At 45.5% G+C, this 26645-nt stretch carries 22 protein-coding genes; 2 read left to right on the plus strand and 20 right to left on the minus strand.

Annotation, left to right across the window (positions count from 1 at the left end):
• Positions 1-30 precede the first annotated feature (30 nt).
• From ACGF5R_RS06265 to tssB, 20 genes are all read right to left on the minus strand, one after another.
• Positions 31-444: an Exc2 family lipoprotein gene (locus ACGF5R_RS06265; protein WP_112875932.1), complete on the minus strand. Its 414-nt coding sequence runs from the start codon at positions 442-444 to the stop codon at positions 31-33.
• 50 nt (positions 445-494) lie between these two features.
• On the minus strand, positions 495-695 hold the full coding sequence (locus ACGF5R_RS06270; RefSeq protein WP_112875931.1) for a DUF1778 domain-containing protein: 201 nt from the start codon (positions 693-695) through the stop codon (positions 495-497).
• A 131-nt stretch (positions 696-826) separates the two neighbouring features.
• Positions 827-4441, minus strand: a complete 3615-nt coding sequence (locus ACGF5R_RS06275; protein WP_112875930.1) for a transporter substrate-binding domain-containing protein — start codon at positions 4439-4441, stop codon at positions 827-829.
• A gap of 3 nt (positions 4442-4444) precedes the next feature.
• Positions 4445-5071, minus strand: coding sequence for a response regulator transcription factor (locus ACGF5R_RS06280; protein WP_112875929.1), 627 nt, complete (start codon positions 5069-5071; stop codon positions 4445-4447).
• Between the two features lie 30 nt (positions 5072-5101).
• Positions 5102-6340, minus strand: a complete 1239-nt coding sequence (locus ACGF5R_RS06285) for a hypothetical protein (RefSeq protein ID WP_387690131.1) — start codon at positions 6338-6340, stop codon at positions 5102-5104.
• A gap of 91 nt (positions 6341-6431) precedes the next feature.
• Entirely contained in the window at positions 6432-8993 is a 2562-nt protein-coding gene (gene tssH, locus ACGF5R_RS06290; RefSeq protein WP_387690133.1) for a type VI secretion system ATPase TssH, read from the minus strand.
• Positions 8986-12480 carry a type VI secretion protein IcmF/TssM N-terminal domain-containing protein gene (locus ACGF5R_RS06295; RefSeq protein ID WP_387690135.1) on the minus strand — a complete coding sequence of 1165 codons (3495 nt, stop codon included), beginning with the start codon at positions 12478-12480 and terminating at the stop codon, positions 8986-8988. The genes tssH and ACGF5R_RS06295 overlap by 8 nt, the downstream gene beginning before the upstream one ends.
• Before the next feature lie 15 nt (positions 12481-12495).
• Positions 12496-13119: a DotU family type IV/VI secretion system protein gene (locus ACGF5R_RS06300; protein WP_387690137.1), complete on the minus strand. Its 624-nt coding sequence runs from the start codon at positions 13117-13119 to the stop codon at positions 12496-12498.
• Positions 13116-14513, minus strand: a complete 1398-nt coding sequence (gene tssK, locus ACGF5R_RS06305) for a type VI secretion system baseplate subunit TssK (protein ID WP_387690139.1) — start codon at positions 14511-14513, stop codon at positions 13116-13118. The genes ACGF5R_RS06300 and tssK overlap by 4 nt, the downstream gene beginning before the upstream one ends.
• A gap of 3 nt (positions 14514-14516) precedes the next feature.
• Positions 14517-15176, minus strand: a complete 660-nt coding sequence (locus tag ACGF5R_RS06310; protein ID WP_387690141.1) for a type VI secretion lipoprotein TssJ — start codon at positions 15174-15176, stop codon at positions 14517-14519.
• On the minus strand, positions 15169-16272 hold the full coding sequence (tssA, locus tag ACGF5R_RS06315; protein WP_387690143.1) for a type VI secretion system protein TssA: 1104 nt from the start codon (positions 16270-16272) through the stop codon (positions 15169-15171). Before tssA ends, ACGF5R_RS06310 begins: the two co-directional genes overlap by 8 nt.
• Positions 16273-16285: 13 nt before the next feature.
• Positions 16286-16585 carry a PAAR domain-containing protein gene (locus ACGF5R_RS06320; protein WP_192880957.1) on the minus strand — a complete coding sequence of 100 codons (300 nt, stop codon included), beginning with the start codon at positions 16583-16585 and terminating at the stop codon, positions 16286-16288.
• Positions 16585-17181, minus strand: coding sequence for a DUF6931 family protein (locus tag ACGF5R_RS06325; protein ID WP_387690145.1), 597 nt, complete (start codon positions 17179-17181; stop codon positions 16585-16587). The genes ACGF5R_RS06320 and ACGF5R_RS06325 overlap by 1 nt, the downstream gene beginning before the upstream one ends.
• Positions 17182-17215: 34 nt before the next feature.
• The gene (locus ACGF5R_RS06330) at positions 17216-19222 is read right to left on the minus strand and encodes a type VI secretion system Vgr family protein (RefSeq protein WP_387690147.1); all 2007 of its coding nucleotides are present in this window, start codon (positions 19220-19222) and stop codon (positions 17216-17218) included.
• Positions 19223-19245: 23 nt separating this feature from the next.
• Positions 19246-20220, minus strand: a complete 975-nt coding sequence (gene tssG, locus ACGF5R_RS06335; protein WP_112875920.1) for a type VI secretion system baseplate subunit TssG — start codon at positions 20218-20220, stop codon at positions 19246-19248.
• Positions 20211-22022 carry a type VI secretion system baseplate subunit TssF gene (gene tssF, locus ACGF5R_RS06340; RefSeq protein WP_387690149.1) on the minus strand — a complete coding sequence of 604 codons (1812 nt, stop codon included), beginning with the start codon at positions 22020-22022 and terminating at the stop codon, positions 20211-20213. Before tssF ends, tssG begins: the two co-directional genes overlap by 10 nt.
• A gap of 4 nt (positions 22023-22026) precedes the next feature.
• Positions 22027-22470 (minus strand): type VI secretion system baseplate subunit TssE, encoded by a 444-nt coding sequence (gene tssE / locus ACGF5R_RS06345; RefSeq protein WP_112875918.1) that lies wholly within the window; start codon positions 22468-22470, stop codon positions 22027-22029.
• A 50-nt stretch (positions 22471-22520) separates the two neighbouring features.
• On the minus strand, positions 22521-23015 hold the full coding sequence (locus tag ACGF5R_RS06350; RefSeq protein WP_112875917.1) for a type VI secretion system tube protein Hcp: 495 nt from the start codon (positions 23013-23015) through the stop codon (positions 22521-22523).
• Positions 23016-23071: 56 nt separating this feature from the next.
• Positions 23072-24553 (minus strand): type VI secretion system contractile sheath large subunit, encoded by a 1482-nt coding sequence (tssC, locus tag ACGF5R_RS06355; protein WP_112876093.1) that lies wholly within the window; start codon positions 24551-24553, stop codon positions 23072-23074.
• Positions 24554-24560: 7 nt separating this feature from the next.
• The gene (tssB, locus tag ACGF5R_RS06360) at positions 24561-25112 is read right to left on the minus strand and encodes a type VI secretion system contractile sheath small subunit (RefSeq protein ID WP_112875916.1); all 552 of its coding nucleotides are present in this window, start codon (positions 25110-25112) and stop codon (positions 24561-24563) included.
• 754 nt (positions 25113-25866) lie between these two features.
• On the opposite strand from tssB, the gene ACGF5R_RS06365 reads away from it, so the two are divergent.
• A complete protein-coding gene (locus tag ACGF5R_RS06365) occupies positions 25867-26295 on the plus strand; it encodes a putative toxin-antitoxin system toxin component, PIN family (protein ID WP_387690152.1) in 429 nt (142 codons plus the stop codon).
• Positions 26288-26542 carry an Arc family DNA-binding protein gene (locus ACGF5R_RS06370; protein ID WP_112875914.1) on the plus strand — a complete coding sequence of 85 codons (255 nt, stop codon included), beginning with the start codon at positions 26288-26290 and terminating at the stop codon, positions 26540-26542. Before ACGF5R_RS06365 ends, ACGF5R_RS06370 begins: the two co-directional genes overlap by 8 nt.
• Positions 26543-26645: the final 103 nt, after the last annotated feature.

The raw sequence follows: 26645 nt of genomic DNA on the forward strand, positions 1-26645 counted from the left end.
GATTGTGAAGTCCTACATGAGTTAATTTTCTTACTTGCCATAGTAACCCGCCTCGTAAGAATTGATGATTCCGTTAATTAATGCTTTTTTCTTCTTATTTGAAATCTGACTATTGTTGATTTCTTTTGTGTGTACTTTTGGTGAAATGAATATTTCAGACATGCCGATTTCTTGAATTAAATTATCACTCTTAAAATAATTAATTTTTTGCTCAAATTCATGTGAACTGATGTTATTCATTCTATCCTTAACTCCTTCTCGATAAAATTGTTCAAAGAATGGCGTCATAAGCTTAATAGAATTATTTACATGTGTTCCAAAATTAGGGTCAAAATCATCATTAGAGCGATAAACATAATGTCGGGCTTCCCGTTCATAAGGTGGGAGATTTATTGAACAAGAAGATAAAAATAAGAAAATAGAGAAAAAATATAAAGTGCGCATACAAAATCCTCAGTGATTTTGTCCTAATAATAGATTTAAATAATTATCGGTCATTTATTGATCATGCGTTGATTATGTTCTTCGAAGGCATCTGCCAGCTTTTTATTGAAGCGAACCGGTTTGGCCAATGCATTGAAGAAAACTTCTGAGTCTCGGTTATTCAAACTCATAACTTCGTATTCATGAATGGTTTTTTCAGCATGTGTTAATGTACTGGTCAGGATAAAGTTACTAACTGTAGCTGTATTCATAGAAAATACCTTCCTTAGGTGTAATGTGAGAGCAATGTACGTCAAAATGGTGTATTTTCCAATTTTTAAGATGACAAAAATTGCATTTATCTTTTCAAGCCAAGGTTTTCTTGTGTCGTTTCATCTGATTTCTAACCCTGCAATTCCCCCAATTTCTGCTCAATCTGCTGTTGAAAATATTCCGCACGAGTTAATAAGACGGCTATTATTTTCACATCACAATGTTCGCTTTTTTCAATCCGCAGGCAGACACGTATTCCTTGCTGATATTGCATCAGTGCAAAAGCGCCTTTCATACGATGGGCGTGATGCACAACTTTTTCATGACATTGCTGGTTTTCCTGTTGTTGCAATTCTGCAATATCTTCCGACATCCCTTGCTGTATTGCGCTGAGTAATTGGCGTTCTACAGCCATATCTTGTTGAGACAACGCTTGAATCTCATCGAATTTTAACGTTGTTTTGTCATTGATTTGCCGGTAATAACGGGTAATTTCTGCCAGCAATTTGCTTTGCACCAATGGCTTAATTAATACACCATTCATTCCCGCTTCCAAACAACGAGCCTGTTCGGTAGAAAATGCGTTCGCAGTGCATCCCAGAATAATAAATGGCGGTAATTGCCGTAATCGCTCATGTTTTCTCAGCAACTGAGCCAGTTCGTAACCGTTCATCACCGGCATCTGGCAATCTGTCAGCACGATATCGAAATAGCCCTCTTCCACCAGATTCATGGCCTGTTCACCGCTTTCAGCGAGCGCAATACGATGGCCCGATGACGCTAACTGTAATGACAACACCTGTAAATTGGCAGGTAAATCATCAACCACTAAGATATTCAAAGATTCATGAAGTTCCGTCTCAATATTTTCGGTTTTTTCACTTATCGCCTCCTTTTCAATAACACTGCGCGTAAGCGGTAACATCACGGTAACCTGTGCGCCACCATTGGGCGCACCCGTGATTTTCAGATTGCCGCCCATTAATTCAACTAACTGTACAGAGATAGGTAATCCCAACCCCGTACCAGTTTTACCACCATTATTTTGTGTCACCTGTACATAGGGTAGCAAAACCGCTTCATACATGGTTTCTGGAATGCCGCAACCAGTATCAGCAACCACCAGCGTAATTTCATCTTGGTGACTCTCTGGAATAGGCTGATAGTTGGCGCTGATCTGTACACCACCCTGTTCGGTAAATTTAATAGCATTGCCCAACAGGTTGTTGATGACTTGAGTTACGCGTGTTGCGTCCAGTAGATGATAATATTCAGACGGCAAATCAAATTGATAGGTGAAGAATAACTCTTTTTCCTTTGCCCGATGGCTAAAAGTTGCCACACAATTTTCCAGAATCACCTGCAATGATTCCGGCTTGAGATTCAGCACCATCCGCCCAGATTCTATCTTGGAGAAATCCAGCACATCACCGATGATTCCTTGCAAGGATATGGCAGCCTGCCAAGCGATATGTAATGGCGTGGATGGCTGAGTTTGCTTTTTTACCTCCAGATCAAGAATACCGATAATGGCTTGTAGCGGAGTGCGGATCTCATGGCTCATGTGGGCCAGAAAATCTGATTTCTCCAGGCTGGCGAGTTCCGCCTTATCACGTTCCTGGCGTAGTTCTTGCGCCAACAATTTACGTTCGGTCACATCAAACCAGCCACCAATGATTCCCTGAACAACGCCTTCAGTATTGCTATAACTTTCGAGCCACAAATAAACGTCTTTATCCTGTCCTTGAATAACAATGTTGCGATCAGAAAAATGGACAGGAGCACCTTCCAAACAGCGTAGAAAAATTAGACTGATCTCTTGCTCATCGACCGGTTTTAAAAAGCATAGGGAAAAAAGACTACGGCCAATCACCTCAGATCCAACAGAACCCATTTCATGCTGGAAATAGAGGTTAGCCGCCGTGATACACATGGTGGGATCGCAGACAAACATGGGCGTAGGCATGTTATTAAAGAGTGTTTCCCAGTACGCCAACAAATTCTGTAAGTTGCTTTCCGCGGTTTTACGTCGTTTGATCTGATGAGCAAGATAACTGCCCCAAAAAATTGAACTTAGCGCAATCACAAATAACGCCCCTCCCCACAACTTTACCCAAGGCGAAATGTTATTATCGTCATAGGAAGCGACATTCCCCATCGATAACCACTTCAACCGTAATACCCGCAGTTCATTTGGTGGCAGTGCATCAATGCTTTTATTTAATATGTCCACCAGTTGAGGATAGGCCGGTATGATGGCGTATTGTTCCGGTTGCAATGAGCCCTTAAAGGACTGAATAGAAATATTGGCGCCATAATGGCTTGCTTGTAGATAATCCGCACTGATCAGGCTATCAAAAGTGGCATCTGCCGCCCCGGCCAGCACCATATCGATACCTTGTGTCACGCTGTCAACTTCCACGACGAAAATATCTGGATACTGCTTCAATAGCGACGAAAGTGCATGACCACGCTGAATCGCCACCCGATGGTGTTTAAGTTGTTCAAACTCATTGGGGGTATTGCGCTCATTGCGGGTGATCATCACCCATTCCACGGTACCATAGGGATGGCTGAAAGAGAGCCAACGGCTACGTTCGGGTGTGTTGATCATAGAGGTCATTTGCGCTTCGCCATTTTCTAACAACTTTTTAATGCCGATTGCGCCATCTGTTGGCATAAAATTAAAGGTGATGCCACTTTTTTCTCCCAGTAGACGCAAAATGTCCACATCCAGCCCAGTGATTTGACCGTTTTTATCCAGAAAGGAATAAGGTGGCGCAGTACGAGTCAGTGCCACATTGACGACAGGATTTTTTTTAATCCAAGCTTTTTCCTGAGCTGAAAAGATTGTAGCGTCATTATTACTGCCCAATGCCAGCCCAGAAATCCAACGTTCGTAAACTTTATTTCTGATAGCATGAGGAATGGATGTCAGAATCAGATTTACTGCTTCAACCATGCCATCACCGTTGTGACCGAGAAAGTCATACCGTTCCCCCAACGAGATATCCCGGCGGTAGGTCAACCCGGTAAATGGACGAAAAGCCAGCAAATAGGCAATCTGACTTTGCCCGTCCAGATAGGCATCCATTTCGCCATCCACGACTGCCTGTATCCCCTCCTGCTGATCCTTCGCCACCAAAATGCTATGGTAATGTTTACGTAATTGCTTAATGACATTTGGATCACTGCTTGGTGCTGCCATAATATTCATTTTGGCAAATGGCATATTCACTTGTTCTTTGCGCATAATTAGTGCGAGGGGTTGTACCAGAATCGGGTAAGTGTCATTTGCTTCATTTCCTGATTGTGATGAAGCGGAATTTGATAACAGTTGGATATCTCCATGTTGCAGAGCTTTATAAGCTGATTCCCAGTTGCCAAACAGCCGTACCTCTACCGGTCTTTTCAGCACAGTTTCGATCAAGCGCAGATAATCAGCATAAATCCCTTCCAACTTGCCGTCCCAACGATGGATCACCAATGGCGCGCCGATACAGCAGAGAATACCAACTTTTAATGCCGGAAAACGCGGGGGAAGCCCCCCCCCGTATTCTTTAACGGGAAAAGGCAGAAATTCTTGTGATTCTTGAGTGATGTTTGAATAAAACTCCACCGGTAGCCCATTTGCAGGTAGCTTTTGCGCATTGCGGTATTCAAACAGGTTGAGGCTCCAGCCAGATAGCGGTAACAGCAATACCAATATGGCAAACCATCGCCATGCTTTGCACCGGCACTTCATGGTTTACAGCCCCAATCCAATCTGATGCAAATAATTATAAAGCGCTGCTTCGCTATCTAACCCGAGCTTTTTCATTGCGCTAATTTTTTGGGCGCTGATCGTCTGCTTAGTACGGTATAAACGCGCAGCAATATCATTCACACTCAACCCTTGTCCCAACAGTTTAATCACTTCCAACTCTTTGCTGGTTAGCGTTTTTACAACTTCTTCGTCCGGTGATTCGAGAAATTGCTCACTTAGATAGGGTTCATAACGTCCGGTTGTACTGTACAACCCTTTTACCAGTTCATGGGATAAACTGTTTTTGTTCAAAATCGCTTTCACTTTGTAGTCAATCAATGAAGCTATTATTTTTCGGTCGCTGATCATCGTAATCACCACAATCGGCAAATTCGGATACTGTTCCCGTATTCGGCTAATCATCCTCAGACCGTCGATCTGGTTATTACCCGGCATAATGAAATCCGTAATCAGCATATCCGCTTCTTTTTCCTCCAGCAGAGAAAAAAGTGAAGTAACATCATGGGCTTCCCCCACAATCTGGTAATTCTCCGGCAATGTTGCCAGTATCGTACGTAGTCCTAATAAAAATACCGGATGATCGTCGGCAATAATGACTCGTCTGGGCATAGGTTATTTCTCCAGATTATTGACTATTTTTTATTTACTATTTATTTCACGTATCGTTCCTTCAATAAAACCGGCATCTTCTCCTACATGGATGATTAAGGCGATAAGGACGGGGTTAAATTCGCCTTTACCATCGGCAATCCGAACTTTTAATGTCTGTGGTATTTGCGAGACTGAATTTTTAAGCTGTTCGATTTTATGCCGATCTTCCTGATGTACCCAAGCCATCAACTGCGACCAAGAGACGGGCGCTTTTCCGCACCGCATCCAGGCAGCACCATTATGATGCCAGTACAAATGTCCGTTGGCACTTAACCGAAAGCAATTAATCTGTTCTTGATCCAGCATGGCTCTCATTAACAGAAAACGCGCTTTATGCCGATGTAATGCATTGATTATGTTAGATAAATAGCTACAGCATAACAACGCGGGTAAAGTGAACGCTGTACTGTACCAAGCCGCTATCTGCACATTTTGTTGGAGATTGGTTAACGGGGATGAGAATGGGCCAAGACCAAAAATGGTGGCACTCACGATCCCCACCGTACATAGGGATAAAAAGCTGCTTAATACCAGCAGATTACCGATGAGTGCCAGCAGCATCGGCAAACTAAAGGAAAACAGCAGTGCGATACCTTGCCAGTGTATTTTCCCGGCTTCCGGTGGTGGACTGATGAACAATGCTGTCATGGCAAATAGGGCCACCAGCCATAAGCCATGGATTTTCCAGTTCCCAACCCCATTTTTCTCGTGGGTGATGTAGTGGATAACAAACAATGTCAGTGGTAGATAACTCAACACTGAGCCTACGACAATCGGTAATGAAACTGATATGTCGGTAGGATAACCAAATAGATGAAGTATCCATTTCGCGATAAATCGCTCAATGATTCCACTTAACGAACAGAGTACGGTCAGGTTAATGATGTCCCTTGTCCGTTTCGGCGCCCACATGACACCGTAAAAAAACTGCCAGATCAGCGCTGTTGTTACCAGCATCATCATATTGATGCTGGAAAAGGTCAGCGATACATTTACTGGCCTGCCATACCACTGACTGGCAGTCAGCGAAATCAAGGTACCCGTGATTAACCAGACAGGCCAGTACCGTGGCGCCCTGGCGCAAAAAATGCCTTGTAACAAGCCTGCCGGAAACCACACCAGTGATGACAGACTCCATACATCCCGTACCTGTAGGTTTAACAGTGCCAGCGCGAAATTGACCAATGTAAAGATAAACCAGAAGATCACTATCTTTTTCATTTTCATCGGGATCTCATTTCGTAACACTGATGTTACATTGTAAGATAATAATAGCAGAGATAAGCGTTTACTACCCTTAGTTGATAATATTATATAGTTATAATTTCTTTTGGTCTGATCGTAACTGTATTTGGCCGTCTATAACATCTATCCAGACATCCTGATTGACTGGCACATCACCTAATAGCAATTGATCTGATAACAACGGCAGGACAAACTGTGTTAACAGGTTGTCAATTTCACGTGCCCCACTTTCCGCGATTCGACACCCTTCAGCGATAAAATCCACCAGCGTGTCGCTATAGTGCAATTCACATTGGGTTGATTGACGATAGCGTGTGACAATTTTATTCAGCTTATGGCGGACAATGGCATGCAGAACTTCGCCATGTACCGGCAGATAAGGAATAACCTGCAAACGGCCTAAAAATGCTGGCGTAAATATGCGTTGCAGCTCTGGCCGGATAATCTCCTGAATATCTCCCAGGGTGGCCGTGCGGTTTTCCCCCTGCTCTTTTACTCCGTGCATTGCGGCCCGCATTACCAAATCTGATGCCGCATTCGTGGTCAGGATGATCAACGTATTACGAAAGTTAATCTGTTGCCCCTCGGCATCTTCCATCATGCCTTTATCGAACACTTGAAAGAACAACTCCAGTACATCGGGGTGAGCTTTCTCCACTTCATCAAGTAGCACCACGCTGTAAGGTTGACGCCGAACCGCTTCGGTCAATACACCACCTTGTCCATAACCGACATAGCCCGGAGGAGAACCTTTCAGGCCAGAAACCGAATGGGCTTCCTGATATTCCGACATGTTAATCGTGATCAGATGATGCTCACCGCCATACAACTCATGAGCTAGCGCTAAGGCGGTCTCGGTTTTCCCTACACCGGAGGGGCCTGCGAGCATAAATACTCCGGTAGGTTTGACCGGATCGGCCAGTTGTGCTTTAGCAATCCGAATTTGACGCGCTATCTGGCTGAGCGCATGATCTTGCCCGATAACCCGTTGGCCGAGGCGGGTTTCTAACTGACGCAACACATCACGCTCATTTTCGACCATTCGACCAAGGGGTATCCCTGTCCAACCGGAAACAATGTCCGCTACACAGGCGGCATCAACACAATCAAAGACATAAGCGTGCTGATGATGGCGCTGATGCAGTTCTGCACGTAACACAGGTAGCCGTTCGTCGTGTTCTTTACAGGCGAGGATGTCATTAACCAACTGACGTTGAGCATGATATTCCGGCAAAATTGCTTCTAGTGATGCCTGCAATTCAGCCTGACGCTGCGCCAATTTCTGTAGCTGAGTTTCATGGCCGCCTTCACGTAACAATGCTTCCTGTTCGCTAGCAATGTTTGTCAGCATGGCACGCAGATCTTCAATCGGCGCTGGTTCGTCAGTCTGTGAAACGGCAACGCGGGCACAGGCGCTATCTAACAGGCTAACCGATTTATCCGGCAACTGACGTCCAATGATATAACGGTTGGCTAACGTAACGGCTGCCGTGACCGCCTCTGCAAGTACTTTGACGCCATGATGTTTTTCCATTGCAGGTGTCATGGCGCGCAACATGGCGATTGCCAGTTCTAGCGAAGGTTCTTCGACTTTGATCAACTGGAAACGACGTGCTAACGCTGCGTCTTTTTCAAAGTACTTCTTATATTCAGACCAGGTAGTTGCCGCAATCGCCCGTAACTCACCCCGTGACAGCGCGGGCTTCAACAGATTAGCTGCATCATTTTGCCCGGCTTGGCCGCCTGCGCCAATCAGCGTATGCGCTTCATCGATAAACAGAATCACGGGTGTAGGATATCCTTTCACTTCATCCAATAATTTTTGCAGACGGCTTTCAAACTCACCTTTTACGCTAGCACCCGCTTGTAGCAACCCCATATCCAGCGTAAATAGTTCAGCCTGTGCCAAAACTTTCGGTACACGGCCATCAACAATCCGCTGAGCAAGCCCCTCGATCAGCGCGGTTTTGCCGACACCCGCTTCACCGGTTAACAACGGGTTGTTTTGGCGACGGCGTAACAGCACGTCAATCAACTGGCGAATCTCCCGCTCACGCCCTAAAACCGGATCGAGTTTGTTATCACGTGCTGCCTGTGTCAGGTGATGCGTGTATTGTGCCAGCGCAGATTGAGTATTATCTCCGACAGGCGTTGTAGTTTGTTGCGGTTTCGGATGTGCTTGTGTACGCAACCATTGTTCTATCCCATCAGTGTTACCCTGTAACGCTTGTTGTAGTTCTGAGGTCAGCGAATGGTGCAGTGACGGATTCATGATCAGTGCCACAATCAACGCCTGAGCGGTAATCTGTGATGCGCCCCAATGAGTACTGGCGTACATCCAAGTCTGTTCCATCCATTCAGTTAGGCTGGTCGCCAGTACTGGCGAGCGATGATTACCACTGCGCAATAGTGTCAGTGATCTCTGGCAGGCATTCAGCAACGTCATGGCATCAATCCCGCCGTGGCGACACACTTGTTCCATCGTCGGAAGCTGTTTTTCAAACAAAGCCAATAGCAGGTGTTCAATTTCCACTTCATGATGGGTGCGCCGTACTGCCAGATTAGCGGCCTCATCAAGGCACTGACGCGCTTCTATCGTTAATTTACTCACGATCTGTTTAAGATAATTACTCACTTTTAGGTTTCCTTAATTCGTTCCAATGGGTGGTGATCTGTGATGGCAAAGTAGAAAGGGTCCCTTTTGCCACTGTTGGTTCACTTAAATTTAACAACTGGCTATCCAGTCGGTTGCGTTGTTCCAACAACGCCGTTTGTTGTTGCTGATGTTGCTGCCATTGCTGATACAGTGTTGAAACAGCTTTGCTTCCGCTGACTTGATAGCGCACAGTGATGTTATTGATACCCAGAGCGCTTAATTCATCGCGTCGCTGTTGGAACGCTTGTGCTGCCAGTGTCAGTTCACCGCGGGAAAAAACGTGCATAAATTGCAGCAAACCATCGGGGCCAACGTAACTTTTGCTTAATGTAAAGCGAGGAAAATAGACATCAATTTGGACTTTACCGCATGTTCCTGGGCTCCAATGCAGCGTCATGCTGTCATTGAAATTCATACTTTTAAGCTGCTGTACGCCATCATCACAACTCAACGTCACTGAACTTCCTATTGGCAATACCTTTGCCCCTTGGTTAGCAGTCGCCGGTTGACTGACAATCGTCACTTCCGCCGATGGTTTCTGTTCTTGTTCCGGTTCCTGTTGTGCCGTCGCCAGTTGTTGCCCGCTTTCCAGTAAGGCGAGTTTCTCTTGCAGGCGACGGCGAATATCCGATGTCGCTGAAAGTAGGTCATTCGGTTGAATAAGGTTATTAATATAGAAAATGAAATCATCGCTAAACGGAAAGAGCACATCTTCCATTTCCTGACGCTTAATCCCTTCGGGACGAATATCCAGAGCATACTCTGCGGTATCCCGTACAAATGCGTTACTGTATTCATACAAACGCGCGTTCAATTCCCGACCATCAAACAGTTCTTGTCTGCTCAATTTTTCCATCGGCCAAATCACTTTGCTTTCCCACTGGGTTTGCAAGCGGCTGGCGGCACTTAAGAAGGCGTAACGTAGTACCAGATGAGCATCGCCCTGATAGAGCCGCCATAAGGTTTCATTTACTCCTGCGTCTTGCTTGCTTTCGGTTTCATGGCGCCACAAGGTGAAACGGTTAAACAATGCGCGTAAACCGTTATCATTCAACTCTCCTTTCTCATTACTTAGCGCATTTTTAACCAATACCTCGGTTTCCATATCACTAAGCAACTCGCGTTGGCTATTTAACTGCACTGCTTGCCGGTAGGCGCGATAGCGCGTCAGCGCAGTGTCATCCAGTCGTACCGAGATCTGCGGTGAAATACCAAGCCATGACATGATGCGCTGGCGTAAAGAGAGGTTACCTAGCGAAACTCGTTGCATCACACTACTTTTTTGCACATAACCATGCAGTTGCCATAAGCGCTGCTGTGCCTGCAACCAGGACTGCTGATCCGCCTTTTCTACCGTGGATAAATCATGTTCTAACTGGGTCAGAAAGGCGATATAGGGACTGCCATATTGACCTGCTGCTAATACCAACGCTTGCCAGTTTTTCTTGCCTCGTACTAATGTTTCTCCTTGAGGCATAGCCTGAGCAAATGCTAACCACTCTGATTGGCGCTGATTTTGATACTGTTGATAGAATGAGCGCTGTAAAGGAGCAAAAAATTCCGAGTTGTTAAGAGCTTGTGCTAGTTCCCCCAAAGTTGCCTGAATATCTTGCTCGCCGGTTTGGGTATAAACACCACGGATACGTGCGTTAATTGTGGCCGTATCATCGTTGGCGAGCGGCCAGAAATCAGCCAGTGTCAGCGAACGTGTTCCTGCCGGTTGTTCGTCAGCTAACAGCCATTGCCAGTTATTGTTATCTTGCAGTAGTGTCTGCAAGACATTTCGCCACTGATCAAATTCTTGCTGTGCGTTGCCTTGACGATATTGCGCCAGACGGAGTGCGACGCGTTGTTCTGCTGATAAAGGATCATTTCCACCACTTAATAGTGAGGCTGAATAAGCAGGCATATGCTGTAACGTTTCCAGCGTAGCGCCATGCACCATTGCCTGTTCAGTGTTAATAAAGCGTGCCCAGTGTAAAGCCAACTGTTGTTTTTGTGGTGCTCCCGCGTTACGGAAGCGTGCTAGCAAGTGTGTCGCTACCGATTCCGGGTTGAATGCGTCAACAGGTGCTTGTTGTTGGTACTGCCGCGCCATCCGTTGTTCCAGCGTATGGCTGACTGGATAAAAAAGCAGAGGTGACAGAGTTTCCTGTGACCAATACTCAACTTGTTGATAGCGCAAGTAACTCCGTTCAAGGGGGTCTACTTCATGGATATTTTCAAGTTGCTTAACACCACGCCAGGTCGTCATCAATGCGTTGCCTGCGCCACACACCAGCATCAAAATCAATAGGCTAACCAATACGCGTTTGGTTAATGTCCGCCAGCCGGTCAGCAGTACGCTATTATTACGTTTAACTTGATCAGGCAGAGATTCTCCCAGCAAACGGTGGCTGAAAACGCCAGCGGTTTGATGCTCGGCAGTAAAAAACATGCCACGCAACAGACCATGCTCCAGATAATGGTCTCGGTCAAACAGTGCATTCAAGTAACAATCCAGTGCAGGTTGCAGTTGAGCTACCGTTTCTGGTAACGCTAAGATTTCCGCATTGGGTTGCTGCCGTTGTTGATTGAGCAACTTAAAGCGCATCATTTTCAACGTGTTGACAATGGTGCTCATACTCTTATCCAGCACGTCGGTAACATTACCCACTGTATGATGCTCGATAAAATCGCCAAGCAATTCAGTACGTTGTTCTACTGACAGTTGGGCGCACCAATGGTCAAACCCCGGCAATGTTTCACTATGAGTAAGGATCAACCAGATTGGCAAACGGCGTTCCAGACGTATCTGTAATGGTTCCAACTGCGCACGTACCTGACGTGCAGCGATATAGAGCGCTCGATTGTCGCTGTTGAGCAACTGTTCCACTGACAAGCAAACGAGTACGCCAGCAGGTTTTCGGACCTGGGCGATCCAGCTTATTAGACACAACCAGGCTTGCCGGTACAGGGATTGACCTTCGGTATAACGGCCGGAAACGACCATGTACATTGCCCGGCGGAAGAACCACCAGCGACAGGTAAAGGTGTTTTCTGTCAGAGACGGTAGATTTTTCCCCGTCATGGGTGCCACATTGCAGCGTGTTAACAACTTCTGTTTACCATTGCCCCGTTCGCCTACCACCAGAAACCACGGTGGAACAGGGCCGTTACGGTGTAATAATGAACGGAATCGACGCCAACTTTGTAAATATCCTCCCTGCCACCAGTGCTGATAGAGTAAATATTCCAGACGGTTATTTCCTTTCCGCCAGAATTTATTTATCCAGAGCAGTTTATTCATTATTTGCGGCATGAATGTAATTGCCCCACGCAGCAATAATAACAGCAGGAGTAGGAAAATAAATAATAACAAGCCACCTATTGTCGGCCATGAGAATGCCACCGCAATAGTTAAACTGAGTAATAAAAGGATAACCATCACGCTAAGCCAGCCAATGGCATAAAGTAATTTTTTCATGTTTAATTTCCGAGTTTATCGGCCAATGCTTAATAAATAGACAGTGATGAAAATATAAATTAATATAATAGATGATATGAATAATATTAATTTTCTGCGCCATTTATTATTGGAACACTTATTTTTCAACTTATTATCGTATCTATTCATTAATCGGTGATTTTCTAAAGAGAGATAACCACGCAACGTATCAGGAAGATTATCTAATTCTTGCTGGATAATATTGTGTAATTCCAAATTATCGCGTTTGCCATAACGACCATAAAATCCGGCAAGCAGGCAAAAAACATAGACCAATCGAACCGGATAATTATCCGGTACTAATGCAGCAAGACGATCAAAAAACGTATTTCCGCCCAGTTCGGCATCATAAAGCTCAGCCTGCAATGATGATTGGCGCCAAACACTCAATTCTTTCTGACCTGCGCACAGAATGGCTTCGTCTGCCCAAACCACCACGGCGAAATTTGCTTCTTCGATATCTTGCGCCCCATAACCCTGCAAACGCGCCCTATTCTGCGCTTGTGTCAATTCAGCTAATACGGTTTGCCGCAGTGTTTCCGCTTGATTCACCTGCTGCTGGATCATGCGCAATACGCAAGTGAATACTGGAATATAACAATCCAATAACTGCATCATGATGTTCTCACTATAACGATTTCTGTTTGTAAATCGTCTGGCGCATCTGCCCAGTGCACTGCCACACGTTTGCTCTCTTCTACCTGCCGCCACAATGCACCGCGGTTTTCTACCCGGAAATAGCAGGTATTTGCTCGGTTAGGTAAACCATGTGGCGCTATTTCCTGGTAGTACAGACGTACACCGGGCAAAGCGCGGTTAATAATGTTGTCGATCTGTTCTGCCGCCGCCAGTTTAATTAAGCGATCATCAGGAATTTCACGCTCGCGATGGGTAAAGCTGTCAGAACGCAGCACCAAATAGAGCCGTTGCTGTTCATTGCTCCCCGTTGTATTGAAGGTTGCATGATAATAACCACGGCTTTCCTGTTGCAGAGGGATCACGGTATTGGGTTCCAGCACCAGTGCATTAAGCAAATCGGCAATTGTCCTTTCACAACTATCAAGAGTTAGCGCCAGATCCAGATGTTGATATTTCTCCAGTACTTCTTCCTGCCCGTTCCATTGACCTAAAAAGGAGCAACGATCGGTAAAACAGGAAAGCTCGCTGATCAGTTGGCGCAATAGCCCAAAAATCTGTAAGGGATGAACATCTTTCGCTTCCTGAAAATGGTGCAACTGTACGACATAGCGTGCCAGAGTTCGTAATGTCAGCAATAATGTGCTTTTTTCTTGGGTATAAATTTCCCCTTCCAGTGTTTGCGGGCGTTTCAACTCTTCCAATTGATGGACGCGCCCGGTTAACTCCTGACACAGTTGATCAATGCGCTGGCCCAGTGGTGGCACAGCATAGAGCGTCAAACATGGCGGTAGATAGCGATTATCCAGCGCAATACCATCACTGGTGCAATGCAGTTGGCCAACCGGTAATAATGTATAACCTGTTGCCTGAGCAATCTCATCGTGTAGGAAAAAACGTAAGTTATAGGTCAGTTGTTGCACTTCTGCTTCCGGCCCCTCGCCAAAAGCATCCCGCATACGCTGTTCTTGCGGCCATGTTACCCAACGGCTGGTGATATTACCGACACCGTTGGCATCCGTGATGCCGGTGACGTTACTCTGATTGTGGCTGAACATACGCAGGCCAACATAGATGCGCTGCGGTTTGTCACGTACCGGCCAGCAATCCCGCAATGATCGGGCACTGAGTACGCCATTGACATCACAATCCACGTAACAACCATCGGGAAAAATAAACGCGGCGTGATGAACACTCAGTATTTCATCACTTAGTGCGGCCAGATTGAATGCGAGTTTCACCACACCAAAAGCATAAGGCTGTGTCAGTAACTGATAACGTCCTTGCCAGTATTCATGTTGCAATTCATGGGTTTGAAAGTGCTGTGGTTGTAAATATAATCCTGAATACCAATATATCGGTTTATGTTCAAACATGGGTTACTTCCTTAACACACTTTCGTTACTGCTGGATTCTGTCGTTTGCCCGGGGAAAACCACCTCATCTCCGGTGTTGCCTGCGGAGAAATCACTGCGGGTAATGGCGTAACGTCCTAGCGTCAGATTAATGCGCATGGGAACAAATTCAGCGCTCCAGGCGCTATTCCACCAACCGTGTTGCTCAAGGCGCAGCGGCAGTGATAATACTCGTGTATGAGTACTATCTGGCATCGGGTAGTAACCGGCAATTAATGCGATATAACGCGCCTGTTCCGCTCTATCGATGTGTAAAGATACCGATTGCCCCGGCATCATCACGTAATTATCCAACTGTAATATTTGCTCTGTTGCACCGGTGCCGGCAAATAAATTGCGTAATAACACCGGATTAGCCAGTAATTTATCTAATTGCTCACGTTTCTCTGCTTGAGCAATTAATATTGTGCAACTGTTCGACATATTATTAAAAACATTCAGTTGCGGAACCGCAGTTATTTTTAAACGAATGGCATTGCTGGCATAAACTGGTTTGGCTTGTTCAATTGCCTGTAAGCGTTTTTCATCGTTGGAGATAGAATGACTGCAACCACTTATTACGAGAATTACTGTCAATATTAAAAAACGGCGTTTAATGACGCTATAAAAATTTATGTTATTCATTTTGCTCTCTATTTATTTCTGGTCCTTTCATCACGCGCATAATTTCTTGTAGCGCGGAGGTATTTTCTGACATCATTTCTTCCAGCCATTCGGCCATGCCCATATTTGCCCAACGCGCTGCACGTTCAATTAAATAGGGCACCGGACTGGTAGGTTCATTTTGACGAAAGTAATTGGCGATATTGATCATTTGTCCTATAGCGATAGTGCGCATTTCATGGTGCGCCCGATCTTCTGTTAAAAAAGTCGTATTCATGCCGTTTGGCGCATCTTCCCCTGACGCTATTGCTTCATTGCGATTGCTGGATTCTTGGCTTGATCCCGGTGCCGCCATTTCACGAAATCGTTCGATTAAGGCCACCAGATCTTGCAATCGCTGCGTACTGGCACTCATGCTGTTACCGGTATCAGGCAATAGTTCCACCATGATTTTTTGCAGTTCTGCTAATGCCTGACTAACCTGTTCAGCCTGCACTAGTAGTTGGTTAAATTGTTCGACTGGCGTAGCGCGAATACTACCGTCGCACTCAGCGATACCGAAATAGCCATCACTGATCAAAGCACTGCGTAATTCGCTGTTTACGGCAACGCGTTGTTCAAAATATTGCACTCGTTGCCAGACGCTTAAGCTCAATTTGCCATCATCGGTCAGTGTCAGATTGTCTAGTTGTTTCACCAATTGCTTATCCAACCAGCTTAACCGGCCAAGACGAGCATCTGCACTGTTTGTCTCTGTATCATCCAGCGGCGGGTAAAGTACCGGCCAAAAAGTTTCCAGTAGATGGGCAAGTAATGTGATACCACCGCTAATCCCTGCCAGACCATACAGTTCCCCTTGTGCTTGGGTTAACCAGCAGGCTATTTGCAAGTCTTTACTCTGTTTTTCCAGCACCTCTTGGCACAACGTTGAAACTCGCATCCAATCAGCCTGACGAGTTTCATAACCCCATGCGTCGTCCTGGAGAAAATCGTCGTCAGTTTCGCGTGCTGCGTTTATCTGTTCAAAAATAGGTTCGTATTCGATATCGCACCCCGCTGGTTTGTCAGCAGCAATGGGTTGTAAAAAACGCGCGATATCTGTTTGGGCTAAGTTCACAGTGGCTTCCATTTTAAGCAATAATCACCAACGGGTAGCCCGTGGTAATTGTGCCGCCATGTGCACACAGATCGCCGAGTCTGGCCGCAGGCCGTCCGCCAATCAATACCGTTGGGCTGCCCATGACAACTGTATCCGGCGGCCCGACGCACACCAGCATTGAGCCTATTGTCGCTGCGGGTAATCCACCAATCAGCACTGTCGGTACACCTGGCGGCATAATCGGTCCGCCTACATGTGGCACCGGCGGTACCGCAGGCGAGACCATTGGACAAATATGCATATCACCCACACGAGCGGCTGGCATTGGCATCATTGCTCTCCTGATAATGTGGCTTCATAGTACAGATAGTTTTTGCGTCCCTGATCTTGTGACGGTGGTAATTGCCTTAGTTGACCATGTGCCAGTTGAAAAAATTGCTCAACGTACTGCATTTGTCGTTCCGGTTGTTCGCCATAAATATGCAATATCAGGCACAACGTATCGGCTAATGCCGCCAGTGACTGCCACGGTTGTGGATAGACCGCTTCCAAACCCGGGGTGGTCATGCTGCCTTCACTCCAAAAAACGGAAAGCACCAGACATGAAATTGGATTATCGAACCCGACTGTTTGCGCCTGTTCGAACAGTTCATGACGCAACGGATCACCGCCATCAACCCGCCAGCGTCGCACTTGTTGCAATAACGCCCGTTGTCCTTGCATCAGATCACGTTCGTAAACGCGGGAGATAAATGTCAGTGCCAGTTCCAGAGCCTGAGTGTAAGGCAACATAAAAATGGTGTAGCACACTGCGTCTTGCCACAATATTTCTTTATTGAGCGCCGATAGATTCTGTTCATGTGCCGCGTGTTGTTGTAGTGCCAATTCCGCCTGTGGCGAAAGCTGGCAGTGTCGTAATTTAACCATGATTGCAAACTCTTATTATTCGTTGATCCTGCTATTAACCAATCTTGGTCAGAGTGCCTTTCACCATAGCAATGCCGGTCGCATCCACCTGAACAATGCCGCCTTTTAATTGTGCCATTGCACTACCTTCTACTTTTACCGTGGTTCCTGCTAGTTCCGCCATGCCACCGCTCTTCAACGCCAGTTTTCCTGATCCTTCTACGGTAACAGATGGCGCTTTGATGGTGATCCCGGCCGGGGTAATCGATAATGTGCTGGCACCGACTTTCAGTTCAATGCCCTGATTTGCCGTAATTGTGCATTGTTGACCTACATTGATTTTGGCGTTACCTCTGGATACCTCCAGCTCATAACTGCCTGCACTGACGGTGGTGGTAAAATTGCCACGATCCAGTGTTTGTTTTTTGTCACCTTTTTTCACCTCAGTTAAGGCGTTGCCTTCGCTCAAAATTAACGTGTCATTGCCCTTTTTAATTTGGGTATCGCGCTTTTCTTGGATTTCCCATAACACGTTGCGATCGATCTGCGCCGAAAAATCATTTTTCACTTTCAGGCGCATATCTTTTTGTGAGTGAAGCAAAATAAACTCTTCACCTTTCTTATCTTCAAAACAGAACTGATGTCCTTGCTCCACTGTGCCTTTTGCACTACTGCGCGTCGTAATCCCGCTTTGGGTTTTCTGCCCCGGTAGCGCGAATGGTGGCATCTTCACTCCGTTATAAACCGTTCCGGTCACCAGCGGGCTATCTGGGTCGCCATCAATAAAACTCACCAATACTTCACTGCCCACACGTGGCACAAATTGCGCACCAAACTTTGCGCCATTCCAGAACTGACTGACGCGTATCCAACAAGAACTGTCATCATTTTTTTTATGTTCTTTATCCCAGTGAAACTGGATTTTGATGCGTCCCTGTGTATCAGTATGGATCTCCTCTGACGTCGGCCCCACTACTAGCGCGGACAATACGCCGGAAATGTAGGGCCGCGTAACAGAAGGACGCGGGCGAAATGCTTTATTCGCCGGGAATAAGGTCACTTGAGACGAAAACAATAATTCGCCTCCCTCCAGGTTGTTTTCCGCTTTTAATCGCTGGTGGCCCACGGCATAACGGCCATCGGCACTGGCGTGCCCTTTCAGGGTAAACTGATGCCCTACTTGCAAACCGGGATAACTGTTAACGGCACGTGCGTAATAGGACTGTGATTCCCATTGTTCCATGCACAGCGTTGCCTGTACTTCCAGTTGATTACGCTCCTCCTGACGTCGATCATCATAGATAGAAAGCTTTGGATTGGTAGAATAGCCGCTGTTCGCTTTGGCACTGGCACTGATTGCCGCGGCACTTTTAACGTTATAGCCATTCATTTCCGCCGTACCTGGAATCAGTGTGCGATGAATATGCCAGGCGCGTAGCCCATAGCCCTGCTGATCACCCACTTTCGATTGATATGGCAATACCGCTAAAGGCGCGTTAATAAACGCAGAAGGATGATCTGCCAATACCAGCACATGACGCCCCTCTTCATGGCGAAAGAAATAGAAAATTCCAGCTTGTTCCAGTTGGCGTGTCACAAAGTCAAAATCTGATTCCTTGTATTGCATACAATATTCAAGCTTCGGATAACGGCTTTTTAGCGCCAGTTCAACGTCGTTAAACCCACGTTTACGGAAGATATCACATACCATATCCGGCACGCTGATGCGCTGATAGACACGTAAATTATGCGTTAATGTCAGCATTTTCAGCCAGGGTTCAATACGTGCCTGATAACAAAACTGGCCGTCGCTGAAACTTTGTTGCTGTAATTCAGTCAATATGCCATGCACAATGCGGTGATTCGGTGCTTCACCGAGACGAAATGCCAATGGCTTACCGATATGAGACTCCAGCTTATCCCAGTCCGCGTTGGAATAGAGCTGAGCAGAAAATGAATAAGGCCGCGACAGGTGCTCTTCACCCTCTATTTTGCTCAGTGCCACAATGTCTGACAGGCTACCGATAACCTGTAAAAAACGATTCTTTTGCCCTAACAGCATTTTTTTATTACCTGTATTCTTGTTTAATCCGCGTAGGGGCCTGTACATTCAGCCAGATAGATATGCTGAATATTGCTCTCGCCAGTATTGCCCAAACAACCATCCCACCCCAGTTGACGGCTACCATTTAATATATTGTCTTGCCCACTATGCTGTACCAACAATTCCAGTGAAAACGAGAGCAACGGCCCGGCAAATTGCCATACCCATTGTGTCAGTTTGCGATATTGTTCATTTCCCGGCATAAAGGCGGCACGCTGCCGAGCGGCAAACGGCCCTAACTCAATATGAAATCCTGATTGAATATCCCAATAAGCGCGACCCAACATCGGGTTATCGCCTAGCAAACTGCGACCTAAACAGCAACAGTGCGCCTGTTCAACATATTGCCAGCGCCCTTTAAAGGGCTGGATGTTGACCGCCATACCAAATTCCCGCTGCAACAAATGTTGCAAATTCACCATTGAACGGACCGGTGTTGCCAGCAATCCGACACAAGCGGGATGAGAGCGCTCTATTTTGTTCTCCATCAATTGGCCGGCAACTGCCGGAATGACAGCCGGTAAAGCCCGATGGGTTTGTAACTCTGCATGGTTTTGCAATTCGGCATTGATATATAACCGATATTTCTGCCATGCCTGAAAACGCAGGCTAAGCAGGCGGTGAGTAAAAATATCAATAAATGCCTGAGCCGATTCGTCGCCATAGCGGTAACGCCTATCAATCAGCCACTCGGTATAACGCAACGGTAATGCGCCAAGGGTTCCTAATAGACCAAAGTGATGTACCGCCATGCGATACTGCTCATCCCCCTCTTGCGGTGGTAATAGCGACTCGACTTCCCTTTCCGGCGCATCTAATGTCAGTGCAGAGCTGAATTGCACCACATCATCAGGGATGATTATCGCGTCTTCACGTTGGCGACAACGTTTAAGCAAACGACGTACATTTTGATAAAAACGGCCGCCAGCTAAACGCATCTTATTTTCTAAAGCCATGTCACTCTCCCACTGCGACGCGGCCAACGGTGAGTGCTGTTATTAAGCGTCTCTAACTGTGTTACGGTCTGCGTGAAGCTGTTAATCGGCGCATACATGGCAATAAAACGCTCTAGCAGGCTGCAAAACAGATAAAAATCAACAAACTCGCCTGCTTGCGCCTGAAATGTCAATGTCACTTCCAGCCCACGCGCCAGAGAATGGGGATCGGCGGGATTTAGGCGTGCGCTCACCGGCGCAATAGCAATCTGCTGTAGTTGTGCAATCAACCGCGATATGGCTGGATCGCCAAGCAAGTTGTAGAGTTCTAGCGCCTCTTTTAAGTGCTGAACACCCTGTGGACCACTCAGTAACATTTGGTTTAAATTGAGTTGCGATACCAATCGCCAGTTCAATGCACTATTGGGTTGTGGACGCACTGGCAATCGGGGACGGATCAATCCCAGAATTTTTACCCCCGGCAGCGCGCTTTCTGATTCGAAATCGCCATCAGGATGGCCGTTACTCAACTGTCGCGGTATATCGCGGTTAGTGCAGGTCAAACTCAGGCTCACCACATCGGTTTCGGGTTTCAGATGTTCACCACTGCTATCAGAAAAACCGATGAACATATTCATTCCCAGATCGTTATGTCTGAGTGAGGGACGTGACGTTGCCTGCCAAAATAATGGGAGCTGTTCGTCAGACTGTGTATGTTCAATACCAAATAACGACGGCACTGGTTTGGAACTTAATTGTTCCTGTTGACGGCTGACAATCTCGACCTGATCGATGGTATAGACTTCCATACTTTGTGGGCGACGAGCATCCGGTTGAACCAGATATTCATGCTCTGTTTCCAGCGGAATAATGGGTTCCGCCTGATGAGAAAACAGATTAATTATCGGCACGCAATTTAGCCGGAAGGTTTCATTGCTGACTTTATCACTCATACGTTCAATACGGCGCAATGCAACACAATCCTTAAGCTGGAAACGGTATTGCAGCTTGCCTGATGAACGGGTGATCAAACCGGCATCCGGTAACGGAATATCCAGGAATAAAAACTTTTCTGGGAAACTGAAATAATCACGAAATAAGTGATGAATCGGGTTTATTAATAAATCATCGGCACATAAGTTATCTTGCGGATCAAAGCCCACTACCTGAACACCCCGGTTATTCAGGTTGAATGTACGCTCGCCTAACCGACATTCCAGTTGCTTAACTTGCGCTGACAACAATTCATACAAACTATGGGTCAGCACTGGTGCGCCATGTAAATACAACCGGATATGTTGCGCCTGAAAGCTGGCGCCCGGCCACAGGGTAAAACTTAGCGTTAAGATAAAGTCCCGATCGTAAGGGTCTGGTATCAGTTCTGCATGCGTTAAATCCAATGGCAACATCTCCAGCGGATATACCGTGCGGAAACGACAGGTCACATCGCCTACCGGTTGAGAAATCAACGGGGTATGCCGCGCTACCGTCATCATCCCAGTCACACCGGATGCTAATGGGTCCTGTTGAAACTGCACCAACGATACCGACGGTACCTGACGTAGAAACTGTGGCGCTAATACCTCCAACATGGCGTTGCTAAGTTCCGGCATATCTTCATCAATCCGCTGATGGATTTTTGCCGTCAGGAATGCAAAAGATTCCACCAGGCGTTCTACATGCGGATCTTCTGAAACACCTTCTGCGAACCCAAGACGTTTAGCAATTTTAGGAAAACGCTGAGAGAAAGCAGCGCCATATTGCCTTAAATAACCCAATTCCCGGTTATAATAAGTCAGTATTTTTTGTGGTAATAACATCATCTTGTTATTTATCCCATGAAATTGAGTAGGTATATGCGGTACTGTTCCATGAGATAGAAAACACCACTTGTTCGTTGAAGAAAATTCCCTTCACCCAGAAGGTAATATTCTCCGGCGTATTTTTCTGTAATGTAATAACGACATCTTGCAAACGAGGCTCGAATCGGGAAATAGCTTGGTAAATATTATTGCTCAGTGCATCAATACGCTCATCATCCGAAATATCCACATTAATGACATCAGAAACGCCATAATTTAAAACGGATTTCGATAACTCACCAAATAAAGGGAAAATTTCAGAAATCGGTCTTGATGAAAATAGCATACTCAAATCGGCGATTAGGCTTTGTATAACTTCCTGACGTGACCAAACCAGTGTGACACCCCGTTTTTCATCTTGTGGATAATCATCTTTCAGACGATGGAGAAATGAAGGCTGAATCATCATATATTTCCGGTAGAAACTGCCGGCCTTCAACCGGCAGTAAATGGTAATTGTTACTGTTTTTTATTCTCGATAAGATCCCAACCTTCCGGCCCCACCTTATCTCCTTTAGTGCCATCTTCTTTGAGTGGCGTAAATGTCCATTTAATTTTGGAATAGGTGATAGAAATCTGTTCTTGTGGGAATTCACCACCACGTGAACACGTTTCATGAACATCGGAGATGACACATTCATCCATTTCCACTTCCGCGTAAGGGTGCATTTCCCCTTTGAAAATCGTACAGATTTCCAATTTCACTTTCTTAATCGCGGTACCTTGCGCCACGGCAGACAGTAATTTAATCGAGCTGGAATCCATCACCTTCACACAATCAATGGTGCGGAAATCCGCGGCGCCAACGGTAATTTTACGTTTACCACTGTCTGCAATACGTGCATGGTTAAATGCACCAAAATTGACATGTTCCAGCTCAATCCACTTTTTATGTTTGCTGTCGGTACTCTCACCGTCAATACTATCAATTTGTAAAAAAATTGAAGAACTCATAATTAACTACTCCAGTTAGTTGTAATAAATAGGATAAATATTAATAAATAGAAAAATCAGGCAGCCGATGACGGTGGTAAATCAGCCACCAACCGTAAAGACATACTTAATCCTTCTAATTGGAAATGCGGCCTTAAATAAGCCACAGCCCGATATGTTCCCGGTGAGCCGGGGACTTCAACGACATCAACTCTTGCTTCCCGTAATGGGTGACTCGCTTTAATTTCTGCGCCGACGGTATCAGAGCCAACAATATATTGGTTGATCCAGTTTTGCAGATAAGATTGACATTCGCCGCGGGACATAAAACTGCCCACTTTGTCACGTACAATCATTTTCAGATAATGGGCAAAACGAGAAGTTGTCATAATGTATTGCAATTGGGTTGATAATTTCGCGTTAGCATTTGCCAGGTCAGAATTATATTTCCTTGGTTTATTCGGTGACTGTACCGAGAAAAATGCGGCATAGTCAGTACCTTTATAATAAACCAGAGGAATGAACCCTAATTCTGCTAACTCTTTTTCACGGCGATCAGAGATAGCCACCTCAGTCGGGCATTGCAGCACATTTTCACCGGACACAGAGGTATAATGATACGCTGGCAATGCCTCGACCAATCCTCCGCCTTCTACACCACGGATCGCCGCACACCAACCATACTGCTCAAATGCGGCCACCATACGCCCGGCTAGTGCATAAGCGGCATTAATCCACAGATAACTGCTGCTATCTCCTTCCCTTACCTGCTCTTCGAAACAGAACTGTTCAACCGGGATGGTTTTTGCACCGTAAGGCAAACGGCCAATCACTCGCGGCAACGTCAGGCCGACATAACGGGAGTCATCAGATTCCCGGAAGCGTTTCCAGCGCAGATAGTCGGATGTTTCAAGCAGTTTGGATAAATCACGCGGACGTGGTAGTTCACCAAAATCATTCAGCCCCAACATGCCCGCATTGACTGAACTGATAAACGGCGCATGGGCTGCTGCTGCCACATGAGAAATCTGTTCCAGTAAGTAAAGATCTTCCGGGCTGTTATCAAAGTCAAAATCACCGACAAACGCTGAATAAGGTTCACCACCAAAGGTACCGTATTCATATTCATACACATTTTTAAACAGCATTGACTGATCGAAATCCGATGCCGATTTAAAATCTTTAATCAAATCAGTTTTCGTCGCGTTCAGCATGCGGATTTGAGTATTATCCGTTTCGCTTTGGTCAAGTAATCCTTTAAGCCCTACCCAGGAAGATTCCAGACGCTGAAATTGCGGGTGATGTAATACCAGACTCAGTTGAGCGGACATCAGCGCATCAATCGCTGCGATACGTTCCTCAATGCTATTTACCAAATCGCCGGAAACCACCAGTGAACCGGAGGTGACTTCGGCCAGAAACTGGTCGAGCTGGCTTTTTACCCGATCACGATCGGCTTCCCGACGAATGGCCTGCGTGTTATCAATAATCTGATCAAGAAAATCACCACTTGTCTCTGTCGTTTTCAATTCTTGTTGTTCAACAACGCTCTGTTCCATACTGCCCTCACTGTGCATTGTTATTTTCCGGGATATTGCTATTTTCCGGGGTGACGTCATCTGCTGTATTCTCTGTGGCGGCGGTTTCCGCTTCTTCATTTACCGGCGGTAATTTATCCACATGTTCAGCCAGAATTTCCGTCAGACGGTCTCGCAATTTTTCATTGCTCAATGCACGGCCTTTCAGATCACTGAGTTTGCTGCGTACCTCTAACAAATGATGAAGCGGTTCTATCTGTTTCGCTAAATTCTCAGGGTTAAAGTCAGCCATTGATTTAAATTGCAAATCGACATTAATAAATCCGCTCTGACCCGGCAGCGCGCTTTCAACCTGTAATTCCAATGAAGGTGATAAACCTTCCATCACTGCATTAAAATTATCTTTATCAACATGCATGAAACGACGTTCACGCATGGGAATAGATTGCTCAGCAAATTGCCCAATAACGCCAATAACCAAAGGCAATTCTTTTTTCTCGACCGCGTCACCTAATTCAACATCATAAGTAATCTGAACTCGGGGCGGTCTGACTTTATCAAGCTTACGTTGAGTATTCATGGCACCTTTTACCTTTATATATGACAGGAAGTGCAAACTTACGTTAAACCGCACCAAACCTGATTAATGGTCTATTTCAGTAAGCATTATGAGATAGACAGTAAATAACCGAATAAGATGAGGAATAGATGAAGAGATCAATTAACACTATTTATAGCAAGTAAATATGCTGTGATGCATTTAATGATATTCAAAACCCACCGTATTTCGGCGGGGAATAAATTCTCATGGATATTAATTTAATGCAATAGTCTTAGAGTGAAATATAATACCCGAAAATTTATGTTATTTTATAACCAATTGTATTTATGGTGAAAAATAGGTAAAGTGCATTATGGTCAAAATGCATTTTCATACTTGTCTTATTTTTTATATCGCCGTTTTTAATAATCAGAATCTGACGAATCAGAAAAATAGAAATATAGATGGAATTAGAATTTAATTTGGATTGGATGAGCTTTAGAAGAAAAACAAAATACTTTACGAGTTTTTATTGAATCAAAGCACTGACTGAAAAACAGCGCTTTATTAATATTTAATGATGGTAAAGTCTTAACGCTATTATTCTTGTGTCTTTTTAGGTCAGTTAATGTTTGGTGCTAATGAAATATCGATCCGACTTATATTAACCATTAACTTTAATCAAACTCATTGATTTTTAGGGATTGCATGAGATGGTTAATAAAACGAGGTTTTTTTACTTATGCTTTTTGAAAGTTTGACATCGTATGTGATGTGACATATATTTCAGAGTATGAATAGATTCGTTTTAGATACTGATGTCATCGTAGCTGCCATGCGTAGCCCAAGTGGTGCATCTGCTGCTCTGTTAGGGGCAGCCTTAGATAACAAGATTGTGTCACTGGCCAGTGTCCCGCTATTTTTTGAGTATGAGGCAAAGTGTACTATGCCTATACATTGGATTGCGGCGGGCCTAACTCAGAAGCAGGCTCATGTTTTCGTTGATGGGCTTGCAGCATTGATTGAGCCGGTCAAAACGCATTATTTATGGCGACCAATGCTCCGTGATCCCAATGATGAAATGGTATTGGAAGCAGCGGTTAATGGCAGAGCTAATGCCATTGTGACCTTTAATTTACGCGACTATGGTACTGTACCTAGAACGTTCAATATTGAGGTTCTGACACCAGCCATTGCTATTAGGAGAGTGAGAAATGAGTGAAACATCAACCTATCCACTGCGATTACCGAAATCCCTGAGAGAGGAAGTCACCAGAGTGGCAAAGCGCGATCATACCAGCGTTAACCAGTTTATTGCTATCGCAGTTGCGGAAAAAATTTCTGCTCTGGAAACTGAGCGATTTTTTTCAGACCGTGCCAAAGCTGCTGATATGAAAGCATTCAGGGATATCTTGGTCCGGACAGGTGGAGAAGTGCCTCGTTCTGATGATGAATTTGTTCATCAATAACATACCGAACTGGAAAGCTACTTTTTCAGAGCATCGGAACCGTATTCTTGTCCATCTGGGGTTTTCCAAATATGGCGATGATGCTCAATCCAAATTTCGAGCG

The sequence above is a fragment of the Photorhabdus sp. RM71S genome, from assembly GCF_042879355.1.
Taxonomy (GTDB): domain Bacteria; phylum Pseudomonadota; class Gammaproteobacteria; order Enterobacterales; family Enterobacteriaceae; genus Photorhabdus; species Photorhabdus kayaii.

Coding starts and splice junctions, on each gene's coding strand:
- tssC (WP_112876093.1), bottom strand. CDS start 24,553: ATGGAACAGAGCGTTGTTGAACAACAAGAATTGAAAACGACAGAGACA.
- ACGF5R_RS06320 (WP_192880957.1), bottom strand. CDS start 16,585: ATGCCAATGCCAGCCGCTCGTGTGGGTGATATGCATATTTGTCCAATG.
- ACGF5R_RS06270 (WP_112875931.1), bottom strand. CDS start 695: ATGAATACAGCTACAGTTAGTAACTTTATCCTGACCAGTACATTAACA.
- tssB (WP_112875916.1), bottom strand. CDS start 25,112: ATGAATACTCAACGTAAGCTTGATAAAGTCAGACCGCCCCGAGTTCAG.
- ACGF5R_RS06300 (WP_387690137.1), bottom strand. CDS start 13,119: ATGATGCAGTTATTGGATTGTTATATTCCAGTATTCACTTGCGTATTG.
- ACGF5R_RS06285 (WP_387690131.1), bottom strand. CDS start 6,340: ATGAAAATGAAAAAGATAGTGATCTTCTGGTTTATCTTTACATTGGTC.
- tssK (WP_387690139.1), bottom strand. CDS start 14,513: ATGTTTGAACATAAACCGATATATTGGTATTCAGGATTATATTTACAA.
- ACGF5R_RS06275 (WP_112875930.1), bottom strand. CDS start 4,441: ATGAAGTGCCGGTGCAAAGCATGGCGATGGTTTGCCATATTGGTATTG.
- ACGF5R_RS06295 (WP_387690135.1), bottom strand. CDS start 12,480: ATGAAAAAATTACTTTATGCCATTGGCTGGCTTAGCGTGATGGTTATC.
- ACGF5R_RS06365 (WP_387690152.1), top strand. CDS start 25,867: ATGAATAGATTCGTTTTAGATACTGATGTCATCGTAGCTGCCATGCGT.
- ACGF5R_RS06370 (WP_112875914.1), top strand. CDS start 26,288: ATGAGTGAAACATCAACCTATCCACTGCGATTACCGAAATCCCTGAGA.
- ACGF5R_RS06280 (WP_112875929.1), bottom strand. CDS start 5,071: ATGCCCAGACGAGTCATTATTGCCGACGATCATCCGGTATTTTTATTA.
- ACGF5R_RS06330 (WP_387690147.1), bottom strand. CDS start 19,222: ATGCTGTTAGGGCAAAAGAATCGTTTTTTACAGGTTATCGGTAGCCTG.
- ACGF5R_RS06325 (WP_387690145.1), bottom strand. CDS start 17,181: ATGGTTAAATTACGACACTGCCAGCTTTCGCCACAGGCGGAATTGGCA.
- tssG (WP_112875920.1), bottom strand. CDS start 20,220: ATGGCTTTAGAAAATAAGATGCGTTTAGCTGGCGGCCGTTTTTATCAA.
- ACGF5R_RS06310 (WP_387690141.1), bottom strand. CDS start 15,176: ATGAATAACATAAATTTTTATAGCGTCATTAAACGCCGTTTTTTAATA.
- tssF (WP_387690149.1), bottom strand. CDS start 22,022: ATGATGTTATTACCACAAAAAATACTGACTTATTATAACCGGGAATTG.
- ACGF5R_RS06350 (WP_112875917.1), bottom strand. CDS start 23,015: ATGAGTTCTTCAATTTTTTTACAAATTGATAGTATTGACGGTGAGAGT.
- tssE (WP_112875918.1), bottom strand. CDS start 22,470: ATGATGATTCAGCCTTCATTTCTCCATCGTCTGAAAGATGATTATCCA.
- ACGF5R_RS06265 (WP_112875932.1), bottom strand. CDS start 444: ATGCGCACTTTATATTTTTTCTCTATTTTCTTATTTTTATCTTCTTGT.